The 18,744-nt window shown below is 72.7% G+C and carries 11 protein-coding genes; 2 read left to right on the top strand and 9 right to left on the bottom strand.

Annotation, left to right across the window (positions count from 1 at the left end; translation table 11 throughout):
* Positions 1–297 precede the first annotated feature (297 nt).
* The 6 genes from serA to ABEB09_RS08700 all read right to left on the bottom strand — a co-directional run bounded on the left by serA (position 298) and on the right by ABEB09_RS08700 (position 10,264).
* Entirely contained in the window at positions 298–1,887 is a 1,590-nt protein-coding gene (gene serA / locus ABEB09_RS08675; RefSeq protein WP_345688746.1) for a phosphoglycerate dehydrogenase, read from the bottom strand.
* Between the two features lie 331 nt (positions 1,888–2,218).
* Complete coding sequence (ilvC, locus tag ABEB09_RS08680) at positions 2,219–3,220, bottom strand: ketol-acid reductoisomerase (protein ID WP_345688748.1); 1,002 nt, start codon at positions 3,218–3,220, stop codon at positions 2,219–2,221.
* Between the two features lie 106 nt (positions 3,221–3,326).
* On the bottom strand, positions 3,327–3,851 hold the full coding sequence (gene ilvN / locus ABEB09_RS08685; RefSeq protein ID WP_093653483.1) for an acetolactate synthase small subunit: 525 nt from the start codon (positions 3,849–3,851) through the stop codon (positions 3,327–3,329).
* A 35-nt stretch (positions 3,852–3,886) separates the two neighbouring features.
* Positions 3,887–5,746 (bottom strand): acetolactate synthase large subunit, encoded by a 1,860-nt coding sequence (locus ABEB09_RS08690; RefSeq protein ID WP_345688753.1) that lies wholly within the window; start codon positions 5,744–5,746, stop codon positions 3,887–3,889.
* A gap of 295 nt (positions 5,747–6,041) precedes the next feature.
* Positions 6,042–8,900, bottom strand: coding sequence for a putative bifunctional diguanylate cyclase/phosphodiesterase (locus ABEB09_RS08695; RefSeq protein ID WP_345688755.1), 2,859 nt, complete (start codon positions 8,898–8,900; stop codon positions 6,042–6,044).
* A gap of 416 nt (positions 8,901–9,316) precedes the next feature.
* Entirely contained in the window at positions 9,317–10,264 is a 948-nt protein-coding gene (locus ABEB09_RS08700) for a 2-hydroxyacid dehydrogenase (RefSeq protein WP_345688758.1), read from the bottom strand.
* A gap of 75 nt (positions 10,265–10,339) precedes the next feature.
* On the opposite strand from ABEB09_RS08700, the gene ABEB09_RS08705 reads away from it, so the two are divergent.
* Both ABEB09_RS08705 and ABEB09_RS08710 read left to right on the top strand, forming a co-directional pair.
* Positions 10,340–11,347: an aldo/keto reductase gene (locus ABEB09_RS08705; RefSeq protein WP_345688760.1), complete on the top strand. Its 1,008-nt coding sequence runs from the start codon at positions 10,340–10,342 to the stop codon at positions 11,345–11,347.
* 353 nt (positions 11,348–11,700) lie between these two features.
* Positions 11,701–12,852 carry a PQQ-dependent sugar dehydrogenase gene (locus ABEB09_RS08710; RefSeq protein WP_345688762.1) on the top strand — a complete coding sequence of 384 codons (1,152 nt, stop codon included), beginning with the start codon at positions 11,701–11,703 and terminating at the stop codon, positions 12,850–12,852.
* 18 nt (positions 12,853–12,870) lie between these two features.
* On the opposite strand, the gene ABEB09_RS08715 is transcribed toward ABEB09_RS08710, so the two are convergent.
* The 3 genes from ABEB09_RS08715 to ABEB09_RS08725 all read right to left on the bottom strand — a co-directional run bounded on the left by ABEB09_RS08715 (position 12,871) and on the right by ABEB09_RS08725 (position 18,689).
* Entirely contained in the window at positions 12,871–15,921 is a 3,051-nt protein-coding gene (locus ABEB09_RS08715) for a helix-turn-helix transcriptional regulator (protein ID WP_345688764.1), read from the bottom strand.
* Between the two features lie 34 nt (positions 15,922–15,955).
* Positions 15,956–16,138, bottom strand: coding sequence for a hypothetical protein (locus ABEB09_RS08720; RefSeq protein ID WP_345688766.1), 183 nt, complete (start codon positions 16,136–16,138; stop codon positions 15,956–15,958).
* A 238-nt stretch (positions 16,139–16,376) separates the two neighbouring features.
* Positions 16,377–18,689, bottom strand: a complete 2,313-nt coding sequence (locus ABEB09_RS08725; protein WP_345688768.1) for an MMPL family transporter — start codon at positions 18,687–18,689, stop codon at positions 16,377–16,379.
* Positions 18,690–18,744: the final 55 nt, after the last annotated feature.

Below are 18,744 nucleotides of genomic sequence, written 5' to 3' on the forward strand. Positions count from 1 at the left end.
ATTGGCGGTGCTGGGACGCTTCGCTCTCAAGTCCCCGAGCGAGCCAATCTGAGCACGTGACCCCCGGGCCGCACCCGGACCCACCCACCGTCGTGACGCGCGCCAGGGGTGGGCCCTCAGGCCGGGCGGCCGTTCCTCGTTGTGCCCACCCGTTCCTCCCCAGCGGAACGACCGCCCACAACGACGAAACGGCGGCACCGGCGGCGCGAGCCCACAACGACGGAACGGCGGCACCAGCCTCAAAAGGGAGCGCCCCCGGCCGCGCATGCGGCGGGGGCGCTTCCTGGGGCGCGTCCGTCAGGACAGGTTCACCGAGCGCGCGGAGGTCGCGCCGACCTCGGCGGCCACCTCGGCCAGGACCTGCTGCGGCACCGTGTCGTCCACGGTCAGGACGGCGAGCGCCTCGCCACCCTCCTCCGCACGCGCCACCTGCATGCCCGCGATGTTGAGCCCGGCCTCGCCGAGGATGCGGCCGACGGTGCCGACGACACCCGGGCGGTCCTCGTAGCGCAGCACGATCATGTGCTCGGCGAGGGCCAGGTCCACGTCGTAGTCGCCGACGGCGACGATCTTCTGGATGTGCTTGGGGCCGACCAGCGTGCCGGAGACGGCCACCTCCTCGCCGCCCGACAGCGTGCCGCGCACGGTGATCACGTTGCGGTGGTCGGGGGACTCGCTGCTGGTGGTGAGCCGCACCTCGACGCCGCGCTCCTGCGCGAACAGCGGGGCGTTCACGTACGAGACGGTCTCGTCGACGACGTCCTCGAAGACGCCCTTCAGCGCGGACAGCTCCAGCACCTTCACGTCGTGCTGGGTGATCTCGCCGTACACCTCGACGTCGAGACGGACGGCGACCTCACCGGCCAGCGCGGTGAAGATCCGGCCGAGGCGCTCGGCGAGCGGCAGGCCCGGCTTGACGTCCTCGGCGATGACGCCGCCCTGGACGTTGACCGCGTCCGGGACCAGCTCACCGGCGAGGGCGAGCCGCACGGAGCGGGCGACGGCGATACCGGCCTTCTCCTGGGCCTCGTCGGTGGAGGCACCGAGGTGCGGGGTGCAGACGACCTGGTCCAGCTCGAACAGCGGCGAGTCGGTGCAGGGCTCCTTGGCGTACACGTCGAGGCCCGCGCCGGCGACCCGGCCCTCCTTGAGCGCCGCGTACAGCGCCTCCTCGTCGACGATGCCGCCGCGGGCGGCGTTGACGATGCGGACGGTCGGCTTGACCTTGTGCAGCGCCTCGTAGCCGATCAGGCCCAGCGTCTCGGGGGTCTTCGGCAGGTGGACGGTGATGAAGTCGGAGACCTCCAGCAGCTCGTCCAGCGTCAGCAGCTTGACGCCCATCTGGGCGGCGCGCGCGGGCTGCACGTAGGGGTCGTACGCGACGATCTTCATGCCGAACGCGGACATGCGCTGGGCGACCAGCACGCCGATGCGGCCGAGGCCGACGACGCCAAGGGTCTTCTCGCTCAGCTCGACGCCCGTGTACTTGCTGCGCTTCCACTCGCCGTTCTTCAGGGCGGTGTTGGCCTGCGGGATGTTGCGGGCGGTGGCGATCAGCAGACCGCACGCCAGCTCGGCGGCGGTGACGATGTTGGACGTGGGCGCGTTGACGACCATCACGCCGGCCTTGGTGGCGGCGGGCACGTCCACGTTGTCCAGGCCGACGCCGGCGCGGGCGACGACCTTGAGCTTGTTCGCGGCGGCGATGGCCTCGGCGTCGACCTTGGTCGCGGAGCGGACGAGGATCGCGTCGACGCCGGCGATCGCGGGCAGCAGCTCGGCGCGGTCGGCGCCGTTGCAGTGCCGGATCTCGAAGTCCGGGCCCAGTGCGTCGACGGTGGCGGGCGACAGCTCTTCAGCGATGAGTACGACAGGTTTCGGGCTCACGTGAGGTCCTCACAAGTCCAGTGCGGACGGCCGTCCCGACGGCCGCAGGCGGTGGAGGGGGCTTGCCGCGTGGAAGACGCACGACGCTGTGGGCCTGACGCGTATGGGGGTGCAGTGCTGTGTGTTCCGGGGCTGCCCCGGGGAACGCCCGAACCGCCGGTTTTCCGGCCCGGGAGTGAGCCTCAGTGTAGTAGCGGCGGGGGCCGTTTTCTGCGCCTGGTTGGCAGGATCACCCGCATGAGGCTGGACGCCGTGGACAAGCCTGTCCGGGGCATGGCGGGGATGGCCGGACGGGGCCGGGCGCGATGCCCGGCCCCGTCGGCCGCGAGGCTCAGGCCTCGTCGTTGTCCACCCAGCTCATGAGCTTGCGCAGCTCCTTGCCGGTGGTCTCCAGCAGGTGCTCGGAGTCCTGCGTCTTGTACTCGTTGTACTTCTTCAGGCCGCCGTGGTACTCGTCCATCCAGTTCTTGGCGAAGGTGCCGTCCTGGATCTCGGTGAGGACCTTCTTCATCTCGGCCTTGGTGGCGTCGGTGATGATCCGCGGGCCGGTGACGTAGTCGCCCCACTCGGCGGTCTCGGAGACCGACCAGCGCATCTTCTCCAGGCCGCCCTCGTACATCAGGTCGACGATCAGCTTCAGCTCGTGGAGGCACTCGAAGTAGGCGATCTCCGGCTGGTAGCCGGCCTCGACCAGGGTCTCGAAGCCCGCCTTGACGAGCGCGGACGTACCGCCGCAGAGCACGGCCTGCTCACCGAACAGGTCGGTCTCGGTCTCCTCGGTGAAGGTCGTCTTGATGACGCCGGCGCGGGTGCCCCCGATGGCCTTCGCGTAGGACAGCGCGAGCTGGAACGCGTTGCCCGTGGCGTCCTGCTCGACCGCCGCGATCGCCGGGACGCCGCGACCCTCCTCGTACTGGCGGCGGACCAGGTGGCCCGGGCCCTTCGGGGCGACGAGGGCGACGTCGACGCCGGCCGGGGGCTTGATGAAGCCGAAGCGGACGTTGAAGCCGTGGGCGAAGAACAGCGCGTCGCCGTCCTTCAGGTTGTCCTTGATGGACTCCTCGTAGACCTGGGCCTGGATCGGGTCCGGGATCAGGACCATGATCACGTCGGCCTCGGCGGCGGCCTCGGCCGGGGTGACCACACGCAGGCCCTGCTCCTCGGCCTTCGCCTTGGACTTGGAGCCCTCGTGCAGACCGACGCGGACGTCGACGCCGGAGTCGCGGAGCGACAGCGCGTGGGCGTGGCCCTGGCTGCCGTAACCGATCACCGCGACCTTGCGGCCCTGGATGATGGACAGGTCGGCGTCGTCGTCGTAGAACAGCTCGGCCACTGGGTTTCTCCTTGGGTTTTCTGGTGGTGCGTCCCACCGTACGTGGGGAGGCTGGTGAGAAGTTGAGGGGTCTCGCTGTGCGAGAAGGGGTCGTCGGACCCGCGGGTCAGGCGGACCGCTCCAGGGCCCGCAGCGACCGGTCCGTGATGGACCGGGCTCCGCGCCCTATGGCGATCGTGCCGGACTGGACGAGTTCCTTGATGCCGAACTGTTCCAGCATCTTGAGCATCGCCTCGAGCTTGTCACTCGATCCGGTGGCCTCGATGGTGACCGCCTCGGGCGAGACGTCCACGGTCTTGGCGCGGAACAGCTGGACGATCTCGACGATCTGGGAGCGGGTCTCGTTGTCGGCGCGGACCTTCACCAGGACGAGCTCGCGCTGGATCGCGGCGCTGGGCTCGAGTTCGACGATCTTCAGGACGTTGACCAGCTTGTTGAGCTGCTTCGTCACCTGCTCCAGCGGCAGGTCCTCGACATTGACCACGATGGTGATGCGGGAGATGTCGGGGTGCTCGGTGACACCGACGGCGAGGGAGTCGATGTTGAAGCCGCGCCGGGAGAACAGGGCGGCGATCCGGGCGAGGATGCCGGGCGTGTTCTCCACCAGGACGGAGAGCGTGTGCTTGGACATGTGTGGCGTACCTCTTCCTACGGCTCTCTGCGGCCTCAGTCGTCTTCGCTGTCGCCGAAGTCGGGGCGGACCCCGCGGGCGGCCATGACCTCATCGTTGGAGGTGCCGGCGGCGACCATGGGCCACACCTGGGCGTCCTCGTGGACGATGAAGTCGATGACGACGGGGCGGTCGTTGATGGCGTTGGCCTCGGCGATGACCTTGTCCAGGTCCTCGGGGCGCTCGCAGCGCATGGCGACACAGCCCATCGCCTCGGACAGCTTCACGAAGTCCGGGATCCGGGTGCCCGCGCTGGGCTGCCTGCCGTCCGCCTCGGGGCCGGAGTGCAGGACGGTGTTGGAGTAGCGCTGGTTGTAGAAGAGGGTCTGCCACTGGCGGACCATCCCGAGGGCGCCGTTGTTGATGATGGCGACCTTGATCGGGATGTTGTTCAGCGCGCAGGTGACCAGTTCCTGGTTGGTCATCTGGAAGCAGCCGTCGCCGTCGATCGCCCAGACGGTGCGCTCGGGCACACCGGCCTTGGCGCCCATGGCGGCCGGGACGGCGTAGCCCATGGTTCCGGCGCCGCCGGAGTTGAGCCAGGTGGCGGGCTGGTCGTAGTCGATGAAGTGGGCGGCCCACATCTGGTGCTGGCCGACGCCGGCGGCGAAGATCGTGCCCTCGGGGGCCAGTTGACCGATGCGCTGGATGACCTGCTGGGGGGCGAGGGAGCCGTCCTCGGGCTGGTCGTAGCCCAGGGGGTAGGTCTCGCGCCAGCGATTGAGGTCCTTCCACCAGGCGGTGTAGTCGCCGGTGTTGCCCTCGTTGTGCTCGGCCTGGACGGCCTGGACCAGGTCGGCGATGACCTCGCGGGCGTCACCGACGATCGGGACGTCGGCGGCGCGGTTCTTGCCGATCTCGGCCGGGTCGATGTCCGCGTGGACGACCTTGGCGTACGGGGCGAAGCTCTCCAGCTTGCCGGTGACGCGGTCGTCGAAGCGGGCGCCGAGCGCGACGATCAGGTCGGCCTTCTGCAGCGCGGTGACGGCGGTGACGGAGCCGTGCATGCCGGGCATGCCGACGTGCTGCGGGTGGGTGTCGGGGAAGGCGCCCAGGGCCATCAGCGTGGTGGTGACCGGCGCGCCGGTCAGCTCGGCCAGGACCTTCAGCTCGGCGGTGGCGCCGGCCTTCAGGACGCCGCCGCCGACGTACAGGACGGGGCGCTTGGCGGCCGTGATCAGCTTGGCGGCCTCGCGGATCTGCTTGGCGTGCGGCTTGGTGACCGGGCGGTAGCCGGGCAGGTCGGTCTGCGGCGGCCAGCTGAAGGTCGTCCGGGCCTGGAGGGCGTCCTTGGAGATGTCGACGAGGACGGGTCCGGGGCGGCCGGTGGAGGCGATGTGGAAGGCCTCGGCGATGGTCCGCGGGATGTCGTCGGCGTTGGTCACCAGGAAGTTGTGCTTGGTGATCGGCATGGTGATGCCGCAGATGTCCGCCTCCTGGAAGGCGTCGGTGCCGATCGCCTTGGAGGAGACCTGGCCGGTGATCGCGACGAGCGGGACGGAGTCCATGTGGGCGTCGGCGATCGGGGTGACCAGGTTGGTGGCGCCGGGGCCGGAGGTGGCCATGCAGACGCCGACCTTGCCGGTGGCCTGGGCGTAGCCGGTGGCGGCGTGGCCCGCGCCCTGCTCGTGGCGGACGAGGATGTGGCGGACCCGGGAGGAGTCCATCATCGGGTCGTAGGCGGGGAGGATCGCACCGCCGGGGATGCCGAATACCGTCTCGGCGCCGACTTCCTCGAGAGAACGGATGAGGGACTGGGCGCCCGTGACGTGTTCAACGGAGGCGGAGGGCTGTCCGCCGGAACGGGGCCGCGGCTGCGGGTGGTGGGCCCCGGTGGCCTGCTCGGTCATCTGCATTCTCTTCTCGAAGCTGAGGGTTTTCGCGAGGTCTGACGGAATCGGCGGGTCGGGCTGAGCGGTTCGGTCGGGCCGGTCGGTTCGACCGGGTTCGTCGGGTTGGTCGGGTGGTTCCGGCGGGGGCGACCCGGTGCCGGTGCAACAAAAAACCCCTCGTGCCGTGAGGCAAGCGAGGGGAGCGCGCCGGTGTGGGTCTGCAGGGCCACCATGACGGTCCTGCTCAGCCGACGCGCTTTCCAAGTACGAGAATTCGGGTGCGCATGGCACTGACCCTCCACCCGGCGCACTGTCAGTGTCAAGTGGGTGGGACGCGCGTCTCATTATGTGAGCGCATTGGCGGAAGAGTGCCGGTCGTGGGCGTGCCGGTGAGCACCGGCAGGGGCACTCCGACGGGCACCGGGTACTCCTCCCCGACCAGGGCGCGGCGCAGCCGGTACTCGTCGAGCGGGCCGGAGAAGGCCATGCCCTGGGCGTGCGTGCAGCCCATGGCGCGCAGGGCGAGGACCTGCTCCGGTACGTCGACGCCGTCGGCGACGGACTGGAGGCCGAGGTCGCCGGCGATCCTCAGCAGCCCGCTGGTGATCTTGTGCAGGCGGGCGGACTCGACGACGCCTTCGACGAGACCCCGGTCCAGCTTCAGTATGTCCACGGGGAGCCGGCGCAGGGCGGTGATGGCGGCATATCCGCTGCCGAAGCCGTCGAGGGCGATGCGCACCCCGAGCCGGCGCAGGGCGACCAGGCGCTGTTCCAGCTCGTCGAAGGGGATCCGCGGGTCACTGTCGGCCAGCTCGACGATCAGCGCGCCGGCGGGCAGCCCGTGCCGGGTCAGCAGGGCCTCGACGGTGGACAGGGGCGTGGAGCGGTCGAGGAGCCGGCGGGCGGGGACCCGTACGGACACGGGGACGCGGTGGCCGAGGCGGTGGCGCTCGGCGGCCTGTTCGACGGCTTCCTCGATCATCCAGCGGCCCAGTTCGGCGGCGCGTTCGCCGTCGGCGACCCGCAGGAATTCGGCCGGCGTGAACAGGATGCCCTGGCCGGAGCGCCACCGGGGGTGGGCGGCCACGGCGGTGATCCGGCCGGTGGCGAGGTCCACGACGGGCTGGTGGAGCAGCGCGAACTCGCCGTCGTGGAGCGCGCTGCGCAGCCGGGTGGCCAGTTCGGTGCGGCGGACGACGTCGGCCTGCATCTGCGGGGCGTACAGCTCGACGCGGTTCTTGCCGCCGGCCTTGGCCCGGTACATGGCGAGGTCGGCGTTGCGCAGGAGGTCCCCGGCGCTGATGCCGGGCTCGGCGAAGGCGACGCCGATGGAGGCGGCGACCCGCACCTCGTTGCCCTCCACCTGGTACGGCTGGGACAGGGTGAGGCGCAACCGGTCGGCGATCTCGTGGACCTGGAACTCGCGGGCCCCCGGTTCGCGGCCGGCGTCGCCCGCGATGAGCGCGGCGAACTCGTCGCCGCCGAGCCGGGCGGCGGTGTCGCCGGCCCGTACGGAGTCCTGGAGGCGGCGCGCGGCCTGGACGAGCAGTTCGTCGCCCGCCTGGTGGCCCAGCCGGTCGTTGACGCCCTTGAAGCCGTCGAGGTCGATGAACAGCACGGCCGTGCCGGAGTCACCGGCCCTGCGGCCGCTGAGGGCCTGGCGGACGCGCTGGGTGAACAGCGCCCGGTTGGGCAGGTCGGTGAGCGGGTCGTGCTCGGCGTTGTGCTGGAGCTGGGCCTGGAGGCGGACGCGTTCGGTGACGTCCCGGCTGTTGAAGATCAGGCCGCCCTGGTGGCGGTTGACCGTGGATTCGACGTTGAGCCAGTCGCCGGTGCCGGACCTGAAGCGGCATTCGATCCGGGTGGTCGGCTCCTCGGCGGGGTTCGCGGCGAGGAAGCGCCGTACCTCGTGGACGACCGCGCCGAGGTCGTCGGGGTGGATGAGCGCGGCGAGCTCGGTGCCGATCAGCTCGTCGGCGTCCCGTCCGTACACGCCTGAGGCGGCCGGGCTGACGTAGCGCAGGACGCCGCTGGGTGCGGCGATCATGATGACGTCGCTGGAGCTCTGCACGAGGGACCGGAAGTGGTTCTCCTTCTGGGCCAGTTCGTGGGTGAGCGCGATGTTGTCGAGCAGCATGATGCCCTGCCGCACGACGAGGGCCAGCACGACGGTGCAGCCGGTGAAGACGACGACCCGGTCCACGTGGCGGCCCTCGATGACGTTGTACAGGATGCCGAGCGTGCAGACCGCGGCCGCCAGGTACGGGGTGAGGGCGGCGAGCGATCCGGCGATGGGCCGGCTGGAGTGACGGAGGTGGCGCGGCGGGCGGGGGCCGCGGTGCGGGACCGCGGTCTCGGCGGTGCGCCGTGCGCCCCACGGCGCGTACGCCAGGAGCAGGGAGCCGGCGAACCAGCCCGCGTCGAGGAGCTGGCCCGAGCGGTAGTCCTCGCGCAGCAGCGGCGAGGTGAACAGGGCGTCGCACAGGACGGTCAGGGCGAGGGCCGCGATGGCGGTGTGGACCGCGGAGCGGTTGCCCTTGGAGCGCCGGAAGTGCAGGGCGAGGACCATGCTGACGAGAACGATGTCGAGCAGCGGGTAGGCCAGCGACAGGGCGGCGTGGGCGACGCTCTCGCCCTCGAAGTGCGTGGTGTGCGCGAGGGCGAGGCTCCAGGAGAGCGTGAGCAGGGATCCGGCGATCAGCCAGGAGTCCAGGGCGAGGCAGACCCAGCCGGCCCGGGTGACGGGCCGCTTGGCGAGGACGAGCAGCCCGACGATGGCGGGCGGCGCGAAGAGCAGGAAGAACAGGTCGGCGAGCGAGGGGCTGGGCACCGGGCGCTCGCGCACCACCTCGTACCAGCCCCAGACCGCGTTGCCCGCGGCCGCCATGGCGGAGGAGAACGCGAACAGCAGCCAGGCGGGCCGGAAGCGGCTGCCGTGGGCGCGGGCGTAGAGGAAGCAGGAGACGGCGGCCGCGAGGGCGGCGGCGGCGAGCCCGAAGTCGCCCATGATCAGGGCGAGTTGCTGGGATCCCCAGCCGAAGACCGCACCCGTGGCGTACCCGCCGCAGAAGAGGGCGAGGAGGAGCTGGCCGCGGGTGGATCCGGCTCCGCGGCCCGGGCCTTCGGGTCCGCCGCCCGGGACGGGCCGGCGCTCGATGATCATCCCGGGGGCGCTCATCGGAAGGCCCCCGCCCGGAAGGCCCCGGCCAGTGCGCGCGGGCAGGTGGACCGCTGCGGGTTCCGCCGCCGGGGCATGACCGGGGGTAGCGGCCTGCCGCTTCCCCGCCGCTTCGGATGGTTCGTGCATCGACCGTGCATCGCCCGTCGCCCCCCTTGGATTCTGATCGGCAATCACGTCGCTCCCCCGCGCCGTTCCCGTGCTCGACGCGTCCCCCGATTCGCGACGATACACCAGGATCGTCACTCAGGGACAGGGGTCTTATACGCTGCATAACGATCAAGATGGTAATAGACACGCACTGCACGCATATCGCTCCGGAGCGTATCGGTCCACCGGCTGGGTGCCGCCGGTACGGTCCGGCGGCGCCCGCCCGGGGAACGTGCCCGCGGAGCGGGCCCGCCCCGGGTGGGTGACTAGCCGGTGGTGAGGATGACGTTCCGCAGCTCCTCGCCGGCGGTGAAGCGGTTCAGCTGGTCGGCGATCAGGCGCTTGGCGCGGGGCAGGAACGCCGAGGTGGAGCCGCCGACATGGGGGCTGATCAGGACGCCGGGGGCGTGCCACAGGGGGTGCCCGGCCGGCAGCGGCTCCGGGTCGGTGACGTCGAGGGCGGCGGTGATGCGGCCGCTCTCCACCTCGGCGAGCAGGGCCTTGGTGTCCACGACGGGCCCGCGGGCGACGTTCACGAGCAGCGCGCCGTCCTTCATCCGGGACAGGAACCCGGCGCCGGCGAGGTGGTGGGTGTCGGGGGTGAGCGGAGTGGACAGGACCACCACGTCGGCCTGTGGGAGGAGCGCGGGCAGATCGGTGAGCGCGTGCACGGGCCCGCGCTCGGTGGCGCGTGCGGAGCGCGCGACGCGCAGGACCCGCGCGCACTCGAAGGGAGTGAGCCGGTCCTCGATGGCCGCGCCGATCGACCCGTAACCGACGATCAGCACGGACTTGTCGGCGAGCGACGGGTAGAAGCCGGCTCGCCACTCCTCCCGGTCCTGCCCGTGGACGAAGCCGGGGATGCCCCGCAGGGACGCGAGGATCAGCGCGAGCGTGAGTTCCGCCGTGCTGGCCTCGTGGACGCCTCGGGCGTTGCACAGCGCCACCCCGGGCCGCACGTCCCCGAGACCGGGCGTGACGTGGTCGATGCCCGCCGACAGGGTCTGCACGACCCGCAGCGAGGTCATCGCGGCGAGCGGCCGGACCGCTATCTCGGTGCCCTTCATGTACGGGACCACGTAGAAGGCACAGTCGGCGGGGTCGGCCGGGAAGTCGGGACCGCCGTCCCAGAAGCGGTAGACGAGTCCGGCGGCCGGGTCGGGCAGGCCGTCGATCTCGTCGGCCGGAACGGGGAGCCACACATCAGCAGTCATGCCCAGGAGGCTAAGCGAAGGAGCCCGGCCGCCATTGGTTAGTTTTTGCTGAGCTGCACAGGGAGGTACGGGGACTTGGAGCGCAGGACACTCGGGGCGACCGGGCTGGAAGTGGGGGCGGTCGGCCTCGGCTGTATGCCGATGAGCTGGGCCTACAGCGCTTCCCAACAGCGCGGGGACCGCTCACTGCGCGCCGTGCACGCCGCGCTCGACGCCGGGGTGACCCTGCTGGACACCGCGGACATGTACGGGCCGTTCACCAACGAGCTGCTGCTCGGGCGGGTGCTGAAGGAGCGCCGGGCCGAGGCGTTCGTGTCCACCAAGTGCGGGCTGCTCGTCGGGGAGGGCCACATCGTGGCGAACGGCCGGCCGTCGTACGTGCGCCGGGCGTGCGACGCGTCGCTCCGGCGGCTCCAGACGGAGGTGATCGACCTGTACCAGCTGCACCGGGCCGATCCGGAGGTGCCCGTGGAGGAGACCTGGGGCGCGATGGCGGAGCTGGTCACCGCGGGCAAGGTGCGGGCGCTGGGGCTGTGCGCGATGGGCGTGCGCGGGTCGCGCCGGGGATCGTCGGACTTGTACGACGGAACGATTCGCCAGCTGGAGCGGGTCCAGCAGGTCTTCCCGGTGAGCGCGGTCCAGGCGGAGCTGTCCGTGTGGTCGCCCGAGGCGCTGGGCCGGCTGCTGCCGTGGTGCGCCTCGCGGGGCGTGGGGTTCCTGGCGGCGATGCCTCTCGGCAACGGCTTCCTGACCGGGACGCTCACGCCGGGCGGCGGGTTCGAGCCGGAGGACCTGCGGGCCCGGCACCCGCGGTTCACGGCCGAGATGATGGCCGCGAACCAGCCGGTCGTGGCGGGGCTGCGGCGCGTGGCCGACCGTCACGGCGGCGCGGCCGCCGGGGTGACCCCGGCGCAGGTGGCGCTGGCCTGGGTGCTGTCGCGGGGGCGGCACGTGGTGCCGGTGCCGGGCACGAAGCGCGCGGCCTGGGCGGTGGAGAACGCGGGCGCGGCCCGGCTCGCCCTCACGGACCGGGACCTGGCGGAGATCACGGCGCTTCCGCCGGCCCGGGGGTCGTGGGACTGAACCGGAGATCGCGGCGCTTCCCCCCGCCCGGGTCATGGACTGAACCGGAGATCGCGGTGCCTCCGCCCGCCCAGGGGTCATGGACCCAACCGCAGATCGCGGCGCTTCCGCCCACCCGGGTCATGGACTGAACCGCAGATCGCGGTGCCTCCGCCCGCCCAGGGGTCATGGACTGAACCGCAGATCGCGGCGCTTCCCCACCGCCCGGGTCATGAACTGAACCGCAGATCGCGGCGCTTCCGCCCGCCCAGGGGTCATCGGACTGACCCCGGCGGGCGGTGGCGGGGCCTAGGGTGGCTTGCAGCTCACGCCGCCGTTGGGGGAAGGGATCCGAAACCGTGCAACGTCCTGCTGTGACGGCCGTGTTGGCCGCCGCCGTGCTGTTGGTGGCGACCGGGTGCTCGTCGGGAGAGGAGAAGCCGCCCGGGGACGGGCCGCGCAGGCCCGGCGCGTCCACGTCCGCGCCGGCGGCGCCGTCGGCGAGCGCGTCGCCCTCCGGGGCGCCCGCCAAGGGATCGGTGCGGGTGGTGTCCACGGTGGCCCAGGGGCTGAAGTCGCCCTGGGGACTGGCCGCGCTGCCGGACGGGGACCTGCTGGTGTCGTCGCGGGACGAGGGCACGATCAGCCGCGTCGACGCGGGGACCGGCAAGGCGACCGTCCTGGGGTCGGTGCCGGGCGTCGCGCCGGGCGGCGAGGGCGGGCTGCTGGGGATCGCCCTGTCGCCCGAGTTCGCCGAGGACCACCTCGTGTACGCGTACTTCACCACCGCGTCCGACAACCGCATCGCCCGCATGCTGTACGACGAGAGCCGGCCCGCGGGGCAGCAGCTGGGCGCGCCCGACACGGTGCTGCGGGGCATCCCCAAGGGCCTCGTCCACAACGGCGGCCGGATCGCGTTCGGGCCCGACGGGATGCTGTACGCGGGCACCGGCGAGACGGGCGACACGGGGCTGGCGCAGGACAAGGAGTCGCTGGGCGGCAAGATCCTGCGGATGACGCCGGACGGGGAGCCCGTGCACGGCAACCCCGAGGCCGACTCGGTCGTGTACTCGTACGGGCACCGCAATGTGCAGGGGCTGGCCTGGGACGCCGAGAAGCGGCTGTGGGCCGCCGAGTTCGGACAGAACACCTGGGACGAGCTGAACGTGATCCGGCCGGGCGGCAACTACGGCTGGCCGGAGGTCGAGGGCAGGGGCGGCGGCCGGGGCGACTTCGTCGAGCCGGTGGCCCAGTGGCGTACGTCCGAGGCGTCGCCCAGCGGGATCGCGATCGTGCGGGGCGTCGTGTGGATGGCGGCGCTGCAGGGCAAGCGGCTGTGGCGCGTGCCGCTGGCCGGGGAGCGGACGGCGGCCGCGCCGCAGGCGTTCCTGGAGGACGAGTACGGGCGGCTGCGGACCGTGCTCGCGGCGGGTGGCGACCGGCTGTGGCTGGTCACCAGCGAGACCGACACGCGCGGCACGCCGGAGGCGGGTGACGACCGGATCCTCCTGCTGGAGGTCCGGTAGCCGTCGGCGCGGCCCGCCTCAGCGGGGGCCCGCGGGCACGAGGTGGAGGCGGTGGGCGAGCGCGGCCGCCTCGCCCCGGCCGGAGACGCCGAGCTTGGCCAGGATGTTGGAGACGTGCACGCTCGCGGTCTTCGGCGAGATGAACAGCTCCTCGGCTATCTGCCGGTTGGTACGGCCCTCCGCGACCAGCCGCAGGACGTCCTGCTCGCGGGGTGTCAGGCCGAAGGCGTCGTCCTCGTCGGGCGCCGGGCACCGGTCCGGCGAGGCGGCGGTCAGGGACAGCCGGGCCCGGGCGGCGAGCAGTTCGGTGTCCTCGCGCAGCGGGCGGGCGCCCAGGCGGACGGCGACCTCGTGGGCCTCGCGCAGCAGGTTCGCCACCTGGTCCCGGCCGCCGCCCGCGACGAGCAGGGCGTCGGCCCAGCGGTGGCGGGCGCGGGCCAGTTCGTAGGGGCGCTCCAGCGCCGCGAGGGCGGCGGCCAGCTCGGCCCACCGGCCGGGTTCGTCCCGGCCCTCGGCACGGGCCAGCTCGGCCGCGACGAACAGCGCGTACGCCTCCCACAGCGGGACCGGGGCCGCGAGCCTGCGCGCGGTGGTGCGGACGAGGGCCAGCGTCCCGGCGCGACCGTCCTCGGCCGCGGGCAGGCCCCGGGCGTCCGCCTCGGCCGTGGCGGCGGCCAGCAGCAGCGGCCAGGCGTAGCGGTGGATGCCGGGCGCGAAGCCGTCCTCGACGGCGTCGGCGAGCAGGGAGCGGGCGTCGGCGAGGCGGCCCTGCGCGGCGGCGAGGGTCATCTCCAGGCGGCCGAGCGGCACGACGTACTGCGGCACCGGGTCGTGCGCCTCGTAGACGCCACGCGCGCGTGCCACGTACTGGGCCGCCGTGTCGAGTTCGCCCCGCAGCAGGGCGAGGTCGCCCAGCTTCAGGCAGGCGGAGCCCCTGGGCTTCGAGGAGCTGTACGCGATCCGGCGCAGCCGGTGCGCCTCGCGGTCGGCGTCGTCCCACAGGCCGAGGGACAGCTGGGACTCGACCAGGTTGCCGAGGACCCAGCCCTCGCTGTCGCGCAGGCCGTGCCGCTGGGCGTACGCGACGCCCTCCGTCGCCACCTCGACGGCCTCGCCGGACCGTCCCACGCTCTCCAGGCCGGAGGCCAGGTTCGTGTAGGAGCGGGACGCCTCGCTGACCAGGCCCAGTTCGACGGTCCGGTCCCGGACCTCGTACATCGTGGCCACGCCCGTCGCGACGTCGCCGGCGTCGATGAGGAGCGTGCCCAGGGTGAGACGGGCGTGCAGTTCGATGGGCTCGTCCTCGACCAGCCGGGCGTACTCGACGGCCCGCTCGGCGGCGGCGAGGCTCTCCGGGCCCGGCGCGTGGATCATGCCCCAGCCGGCCGCGACGGCGAGGACCTTGGCGTGGACGGCGGACGGCGGGAGTCCGCGCACCAGCTCCTGCGCCTTGGCGATCTCGGCCCAGCCGTCGCCGCGGCCGAGGTTGGAGATCAGCCGGGAGTAGTCGGTCCAGAACCAGGCGGCGCGCTGGGGATCGTCCCCGTCGGACTCCAGCAGGCGCAGCGCGCGCTTGACGATCTTCAAGGCCCGTTCCCGTTCGCCGCAGAGGCGGGCCGCGACCGCCGTCTCGGCCAGCAGGTCGAGGTAGTGCAGCGGGGCGGTCTCCGGATCGCAGCCGCAGGCCGGATAGCCCTCCGCGTGGTCGATGGGGCGCAGGCCGGCCCGTACGTCGTCGGGGACGTCGTCCCACAGCTCCATGGCCCGCTCCAGCAGCCCCAGTTGCTCGGCGTAGGCGTGGCGCCTGCGGGCCTCGGCGGCGGCCCGCAGGACGACGGGCAGGGCCTTGGCGGCGTCGTGCGCGTGGTACCAGTAGCTGGCGAGGCGCGTGGTGCGTTCCTCGGCCCGTACGAGGGCGGGGTCGGCCTCCAGGGCCTCCGCGTAGCGGCGGTTGAGGCGGGAGCGCTCGCCGGGCAGCAGGTCGTCGCTGACGGCCTCGCGGACGAGGGAGTGGCGGAACCGGTAGCCGTCGCCGTCGGGGGCGGCGAGGAGGATGTTGGCGCCGACGGCGGCCCGCAGCGCCTCGATGAGGTCGTCCTCGCCGAGCCGGACGACGGCGGCCAGCAGGTCGTACTCGACGGTGGAGCCGCCCTCGGCGACGACCCTGACGACCTTCTCGGCGTCCTCGGGCAGCTGCTCGACGCGGACGAGGAGCAGGTCGCGCAGCGAGTCGGTGAGGCCGCCGGCCGTGCAGCCGTTCTCGTGGCTGACGACCAGTTCCTCGACGAAGAAGGCGTTGCCGTCGGAGCGGAGGAAGATCTGGTCGACGAGGGCGGGCTCGGGCTCGGCGGCGAGGATGCCGGTGAGCTGGCGGTGGACCTCGGTGCGGGTGAAGCGGGGCAGGTCGATGCGGCGGACGGTGCGCAGCCGTTCCAGCTCGGCGAGCAGGGGGCGCAGCGGGTGGCGGCGGTGGATGTCGTCGGAGCGGTAGGTGGCGACGACGGCGAGGCGGCCCCGGCTCAGGGTGCGCAGCAGGTAGGCGAGCAGGTGGCGGGTGGAGGTGTCCGCCCAGTGCAGGTCCTCCAGGGCGAGGACGACGGTGTGGTCGGCGGCGACGCGCTCCAGGAGGCGTACGGCGAGTTCGAAGAGGCGGGCGGTGCTGTCCTCGCCGTTCGGCTCGCTGCCCGCGGTGTCGCCCAGCTCGGGCAGGAGCCGGGCCAGCTCGCCCTCGTGGCCCTCGGCGGCGGTGGCGAAGGCGTCGGGCAGGGCGCGGCGCAGGGCGCGCAGGGCGGCGGAGAACGGGGCGAAGGGCAGTCCGTCGGCGCCGATCTCGACGCAGCCGCCGACGGCGACGGTGGTGCCGCGCGCCCGCGCCTCGCGGAGGAACTCCTCCAGGAGGCGGGTCTTGCCGACGCCCGCCTCACCGGCGACGAGCAACGCCTGCGGCTCTCCCGCGGTGGCGCGGGAGAGCGCGTCGGTGAGTGCGGTCAGCTCGTCGGCCCTGCCGACGAACACCGGGCTGAGGGACTTGATCTCCACGCCGCCGAGCATCGCACAGGTGTCGGACATCACGGTGCCGGATCCGCTTGCCGGTTCCGGGCGTTCAGGCGGCGCGCGCGAATCCGTCGCGGTCGGTGCTCACCCGCCCTTCCGGTGCGTCGCCGCCGGACCGGCGGGCGGCGCGGCGGGCCTTGCGGGTGGTGCGGGCGGCCCGGGCCAGGCGCTCGGCGGCGGCCTCGCGGATCAGGTCGGCGTGGCGGGTGGAGTGGGTCTCGTACGCGAACATCGGGTGCTCCCTGGAGGGTCGGTGTGTCGTGGCTTTCTCGACGCATCGACTCTCGTCCCCCAGGGGGTGCGGACACATGGGGAGAGTGCCGCATGTTCGGGTACGGGGGGTCCTTAGGGCCGCCCTGAGTGCTCCTTAGGCCGTGCCCGGCGGATCTTGTCCCCCACCCCGTCCCTTCGCGAAACCGGGGGCTTCGCCCCCGGACCGGCCGCTCCTCAAACGCCGGAGGGGCTGATTTTCACGGCACGAGCTCCCCGTCGCCGCTCGCGCGCTCCCGGGGGATCTTCGCACGGGCCGGTTCGCGGCACTCGGGGGGTTCGATGCTGATGCGCGGCAGGATCCGGTCGAGGGAGCGGGGCAGCCACCAGTTGGCGCCGCCGAGCATGTGCATCAGGGCGGGGACGAGCAGGGTGCGCAGGACGAACGCGTCGAGTGCGACGGCCGCGGCCAGTCCGATGCCGAACATCGCGATGACCCGGTCGCCGGAGAGCACGAACGCCAGGAATACGGCGATCATGATGACGGCGGCGGAGTTGATCACCCGGCTGGTCTCGGCGAGGCCGACGCGGACGGCCCGCCGGTTGTCGCCGGTCTCCAGCCACTCCTCGTACATCCGGCTCACCAGGAACACCTGGTAGTCCATGGAGAGCCCGAAGAGCACCGACACGGCGATGACCGGGAGGAACGGTTCGATCGGCCCGGCGCGGCCGAGGCCCAGGAGCTCGGTCCCCCAGCCCCACTGGAAGATCGCGACGACGATCCCGAACGCGGACGCGACGGCCGCGACGTTCATGGCGGCGGCCTTGAGGGGGATGCCGAGGGACCGGAAGGCGAGCAGGAGCAGCAGACAGCCCAGGGCGATGACGACGCCCACGAAGAGCGGCAGCTTGCCGATGATGACCTGCGCGAAGTCGTCGTACGCGGCGGTCACGCCGCCGACGTGCACGTCCAGGGAGGTGCCGTGCTCGGCGGTGGGCAGGACGTCGGCGCGCAGCCGGTCCACGAGGTCGCTGGTCTGCTGGGACTGCGGCGCGGAGTCCGGTACGACGGTGACGACGGCGGTCTGGCCGTTGCCGCTGTAGGTGAGCGGGCCGACGGACTCGACGCCCGCGGTGGCGCGCAGCTGGGCGGGCAGCTCGTTCATGGCGAGCCGGTCGTTCGGGCCCTCCAGCTCCGCGACGAGGGTCAGCGGGCCGTTGACGCCGGGGCCGAAGCCGTCGGCGAGCAGGTCGTAGGCCTGGCGGGTGGTGGAGGAGGCCGGGTTGTTGCCCTGGTCGGAGGTGCCCAGGCGCAGGGAGAGCGTCGGCAGGGCGAGGACCAGCATCACGACGGCGGCGACGGCGCCGAGCTTCTTGGGGTGGCGCTCGACGAACGCGGACCAGCGGGCGGCCAGGCCCGTCGGCAGCTCGGGCTGCGGGCCGTGCTCGACGAGGCGGCGGCGCTCGCGGCGGGACAGGGCCCGCATGCCGATGAGGGACAGCAGCGCGGGCAGCAGCGTCACGGACGCGGCGACGGTGAGGATGACGGTGAGGGACGCGGCTATGGCGACGCCGTTGAGGAAGCTGAGCCGCAGGATGAGCATGCCGAGCAGGGCGATGCAGACGGTCGCGCCGGCGAAGACGACGGCCCGGCCGGTGGTGGCGACGGCGTTCTGGGCGGCCTCCGGGACGCTGAGGCCGCGCTTGAGGCCCTTGCGGTGCCGCGTGACGATGAACAGCGCGTAGTCGATGCCGACGCCGAGGCCGATGAGCATGCCCAGCATGGGGGCGAAGTCGGCCACGGTCATGAGGTGGCCGAGCAGCACGATGCCGGAGTAGGCGGTGCCGACGCTGACGAGGGCGGTGGCGATCGGCAGGAGGCTGGCGGCGAGGGAGCCGAAGGCGACGAAGAGGACGAGCGCGGCGACGGCCACGCCGACGATCTCGGCGATGTGCGCGCCGCCCCCCTCGGTGAGCGCGGCGATGCTGCCGCCGACCTCGACCTGGACGCCGTCGCCGGAGGCGGCGCGCGCGGTGTCGACGAGGGCGCGGGCCTGCTCGTGCGGAATGTCGTCGGCCTGCCGGTCGAAGGTGACCGTGGCGTAGGCGGTGCGGCCGTCGTCGCTGATCTGTCCCTGGCCGGCCGCGTCGGAGGCCTGGGCGGCCTGCGCGGCGTGGGCCGTCCCGGGCTCGGCGGCCGTGGCTCGGGCCTGGCCCTGTGCCTGGGCGGCCTCGGTGACGTCGGCGGAGCCGTACGGGCCGGTGACGGCGGCGACGCCGGGCAGGTCCTCGACCTCGTCCAGCATGGTGGTCATGCGCTGCTCGACGTCGGCGGCGCGGACGCTGCCGTGCTCGGTGTGCCAGACGATGGTGCCGCTGTCGCCTCCCCTGCCGGGGAAGGTCTCGTCCAGTACGGCGACGGCGCGGCCGGACTCGGTGCCCGGGACCTCGTAGTCGTTGGAGTACGCGGAGCCGAGGGCACCGGCGGCCGCCGTGACGCCGGCGAACGCGACGAGCCACAGCAGGACGGCGGCGAGGCGGTGGCGGATGCACCACCGGGCGATGGCTGCCAAAGGGTTCGCTCCCTGAAGGGGTTCGTGGTTCTTCGCAGGGCTTCCCGGGAGAACG

Source organism: Streptomyces coeruleoprunus (genome assembly GCF_039542925.1).
GTDB classification, from domain to species: domain Bacteria; phylum Actinomycetota; class Actinomycetes; order Streptomycetales; family Streptomycetaceae; genus Streptomyces; species Streptomyces coeruleoprunus.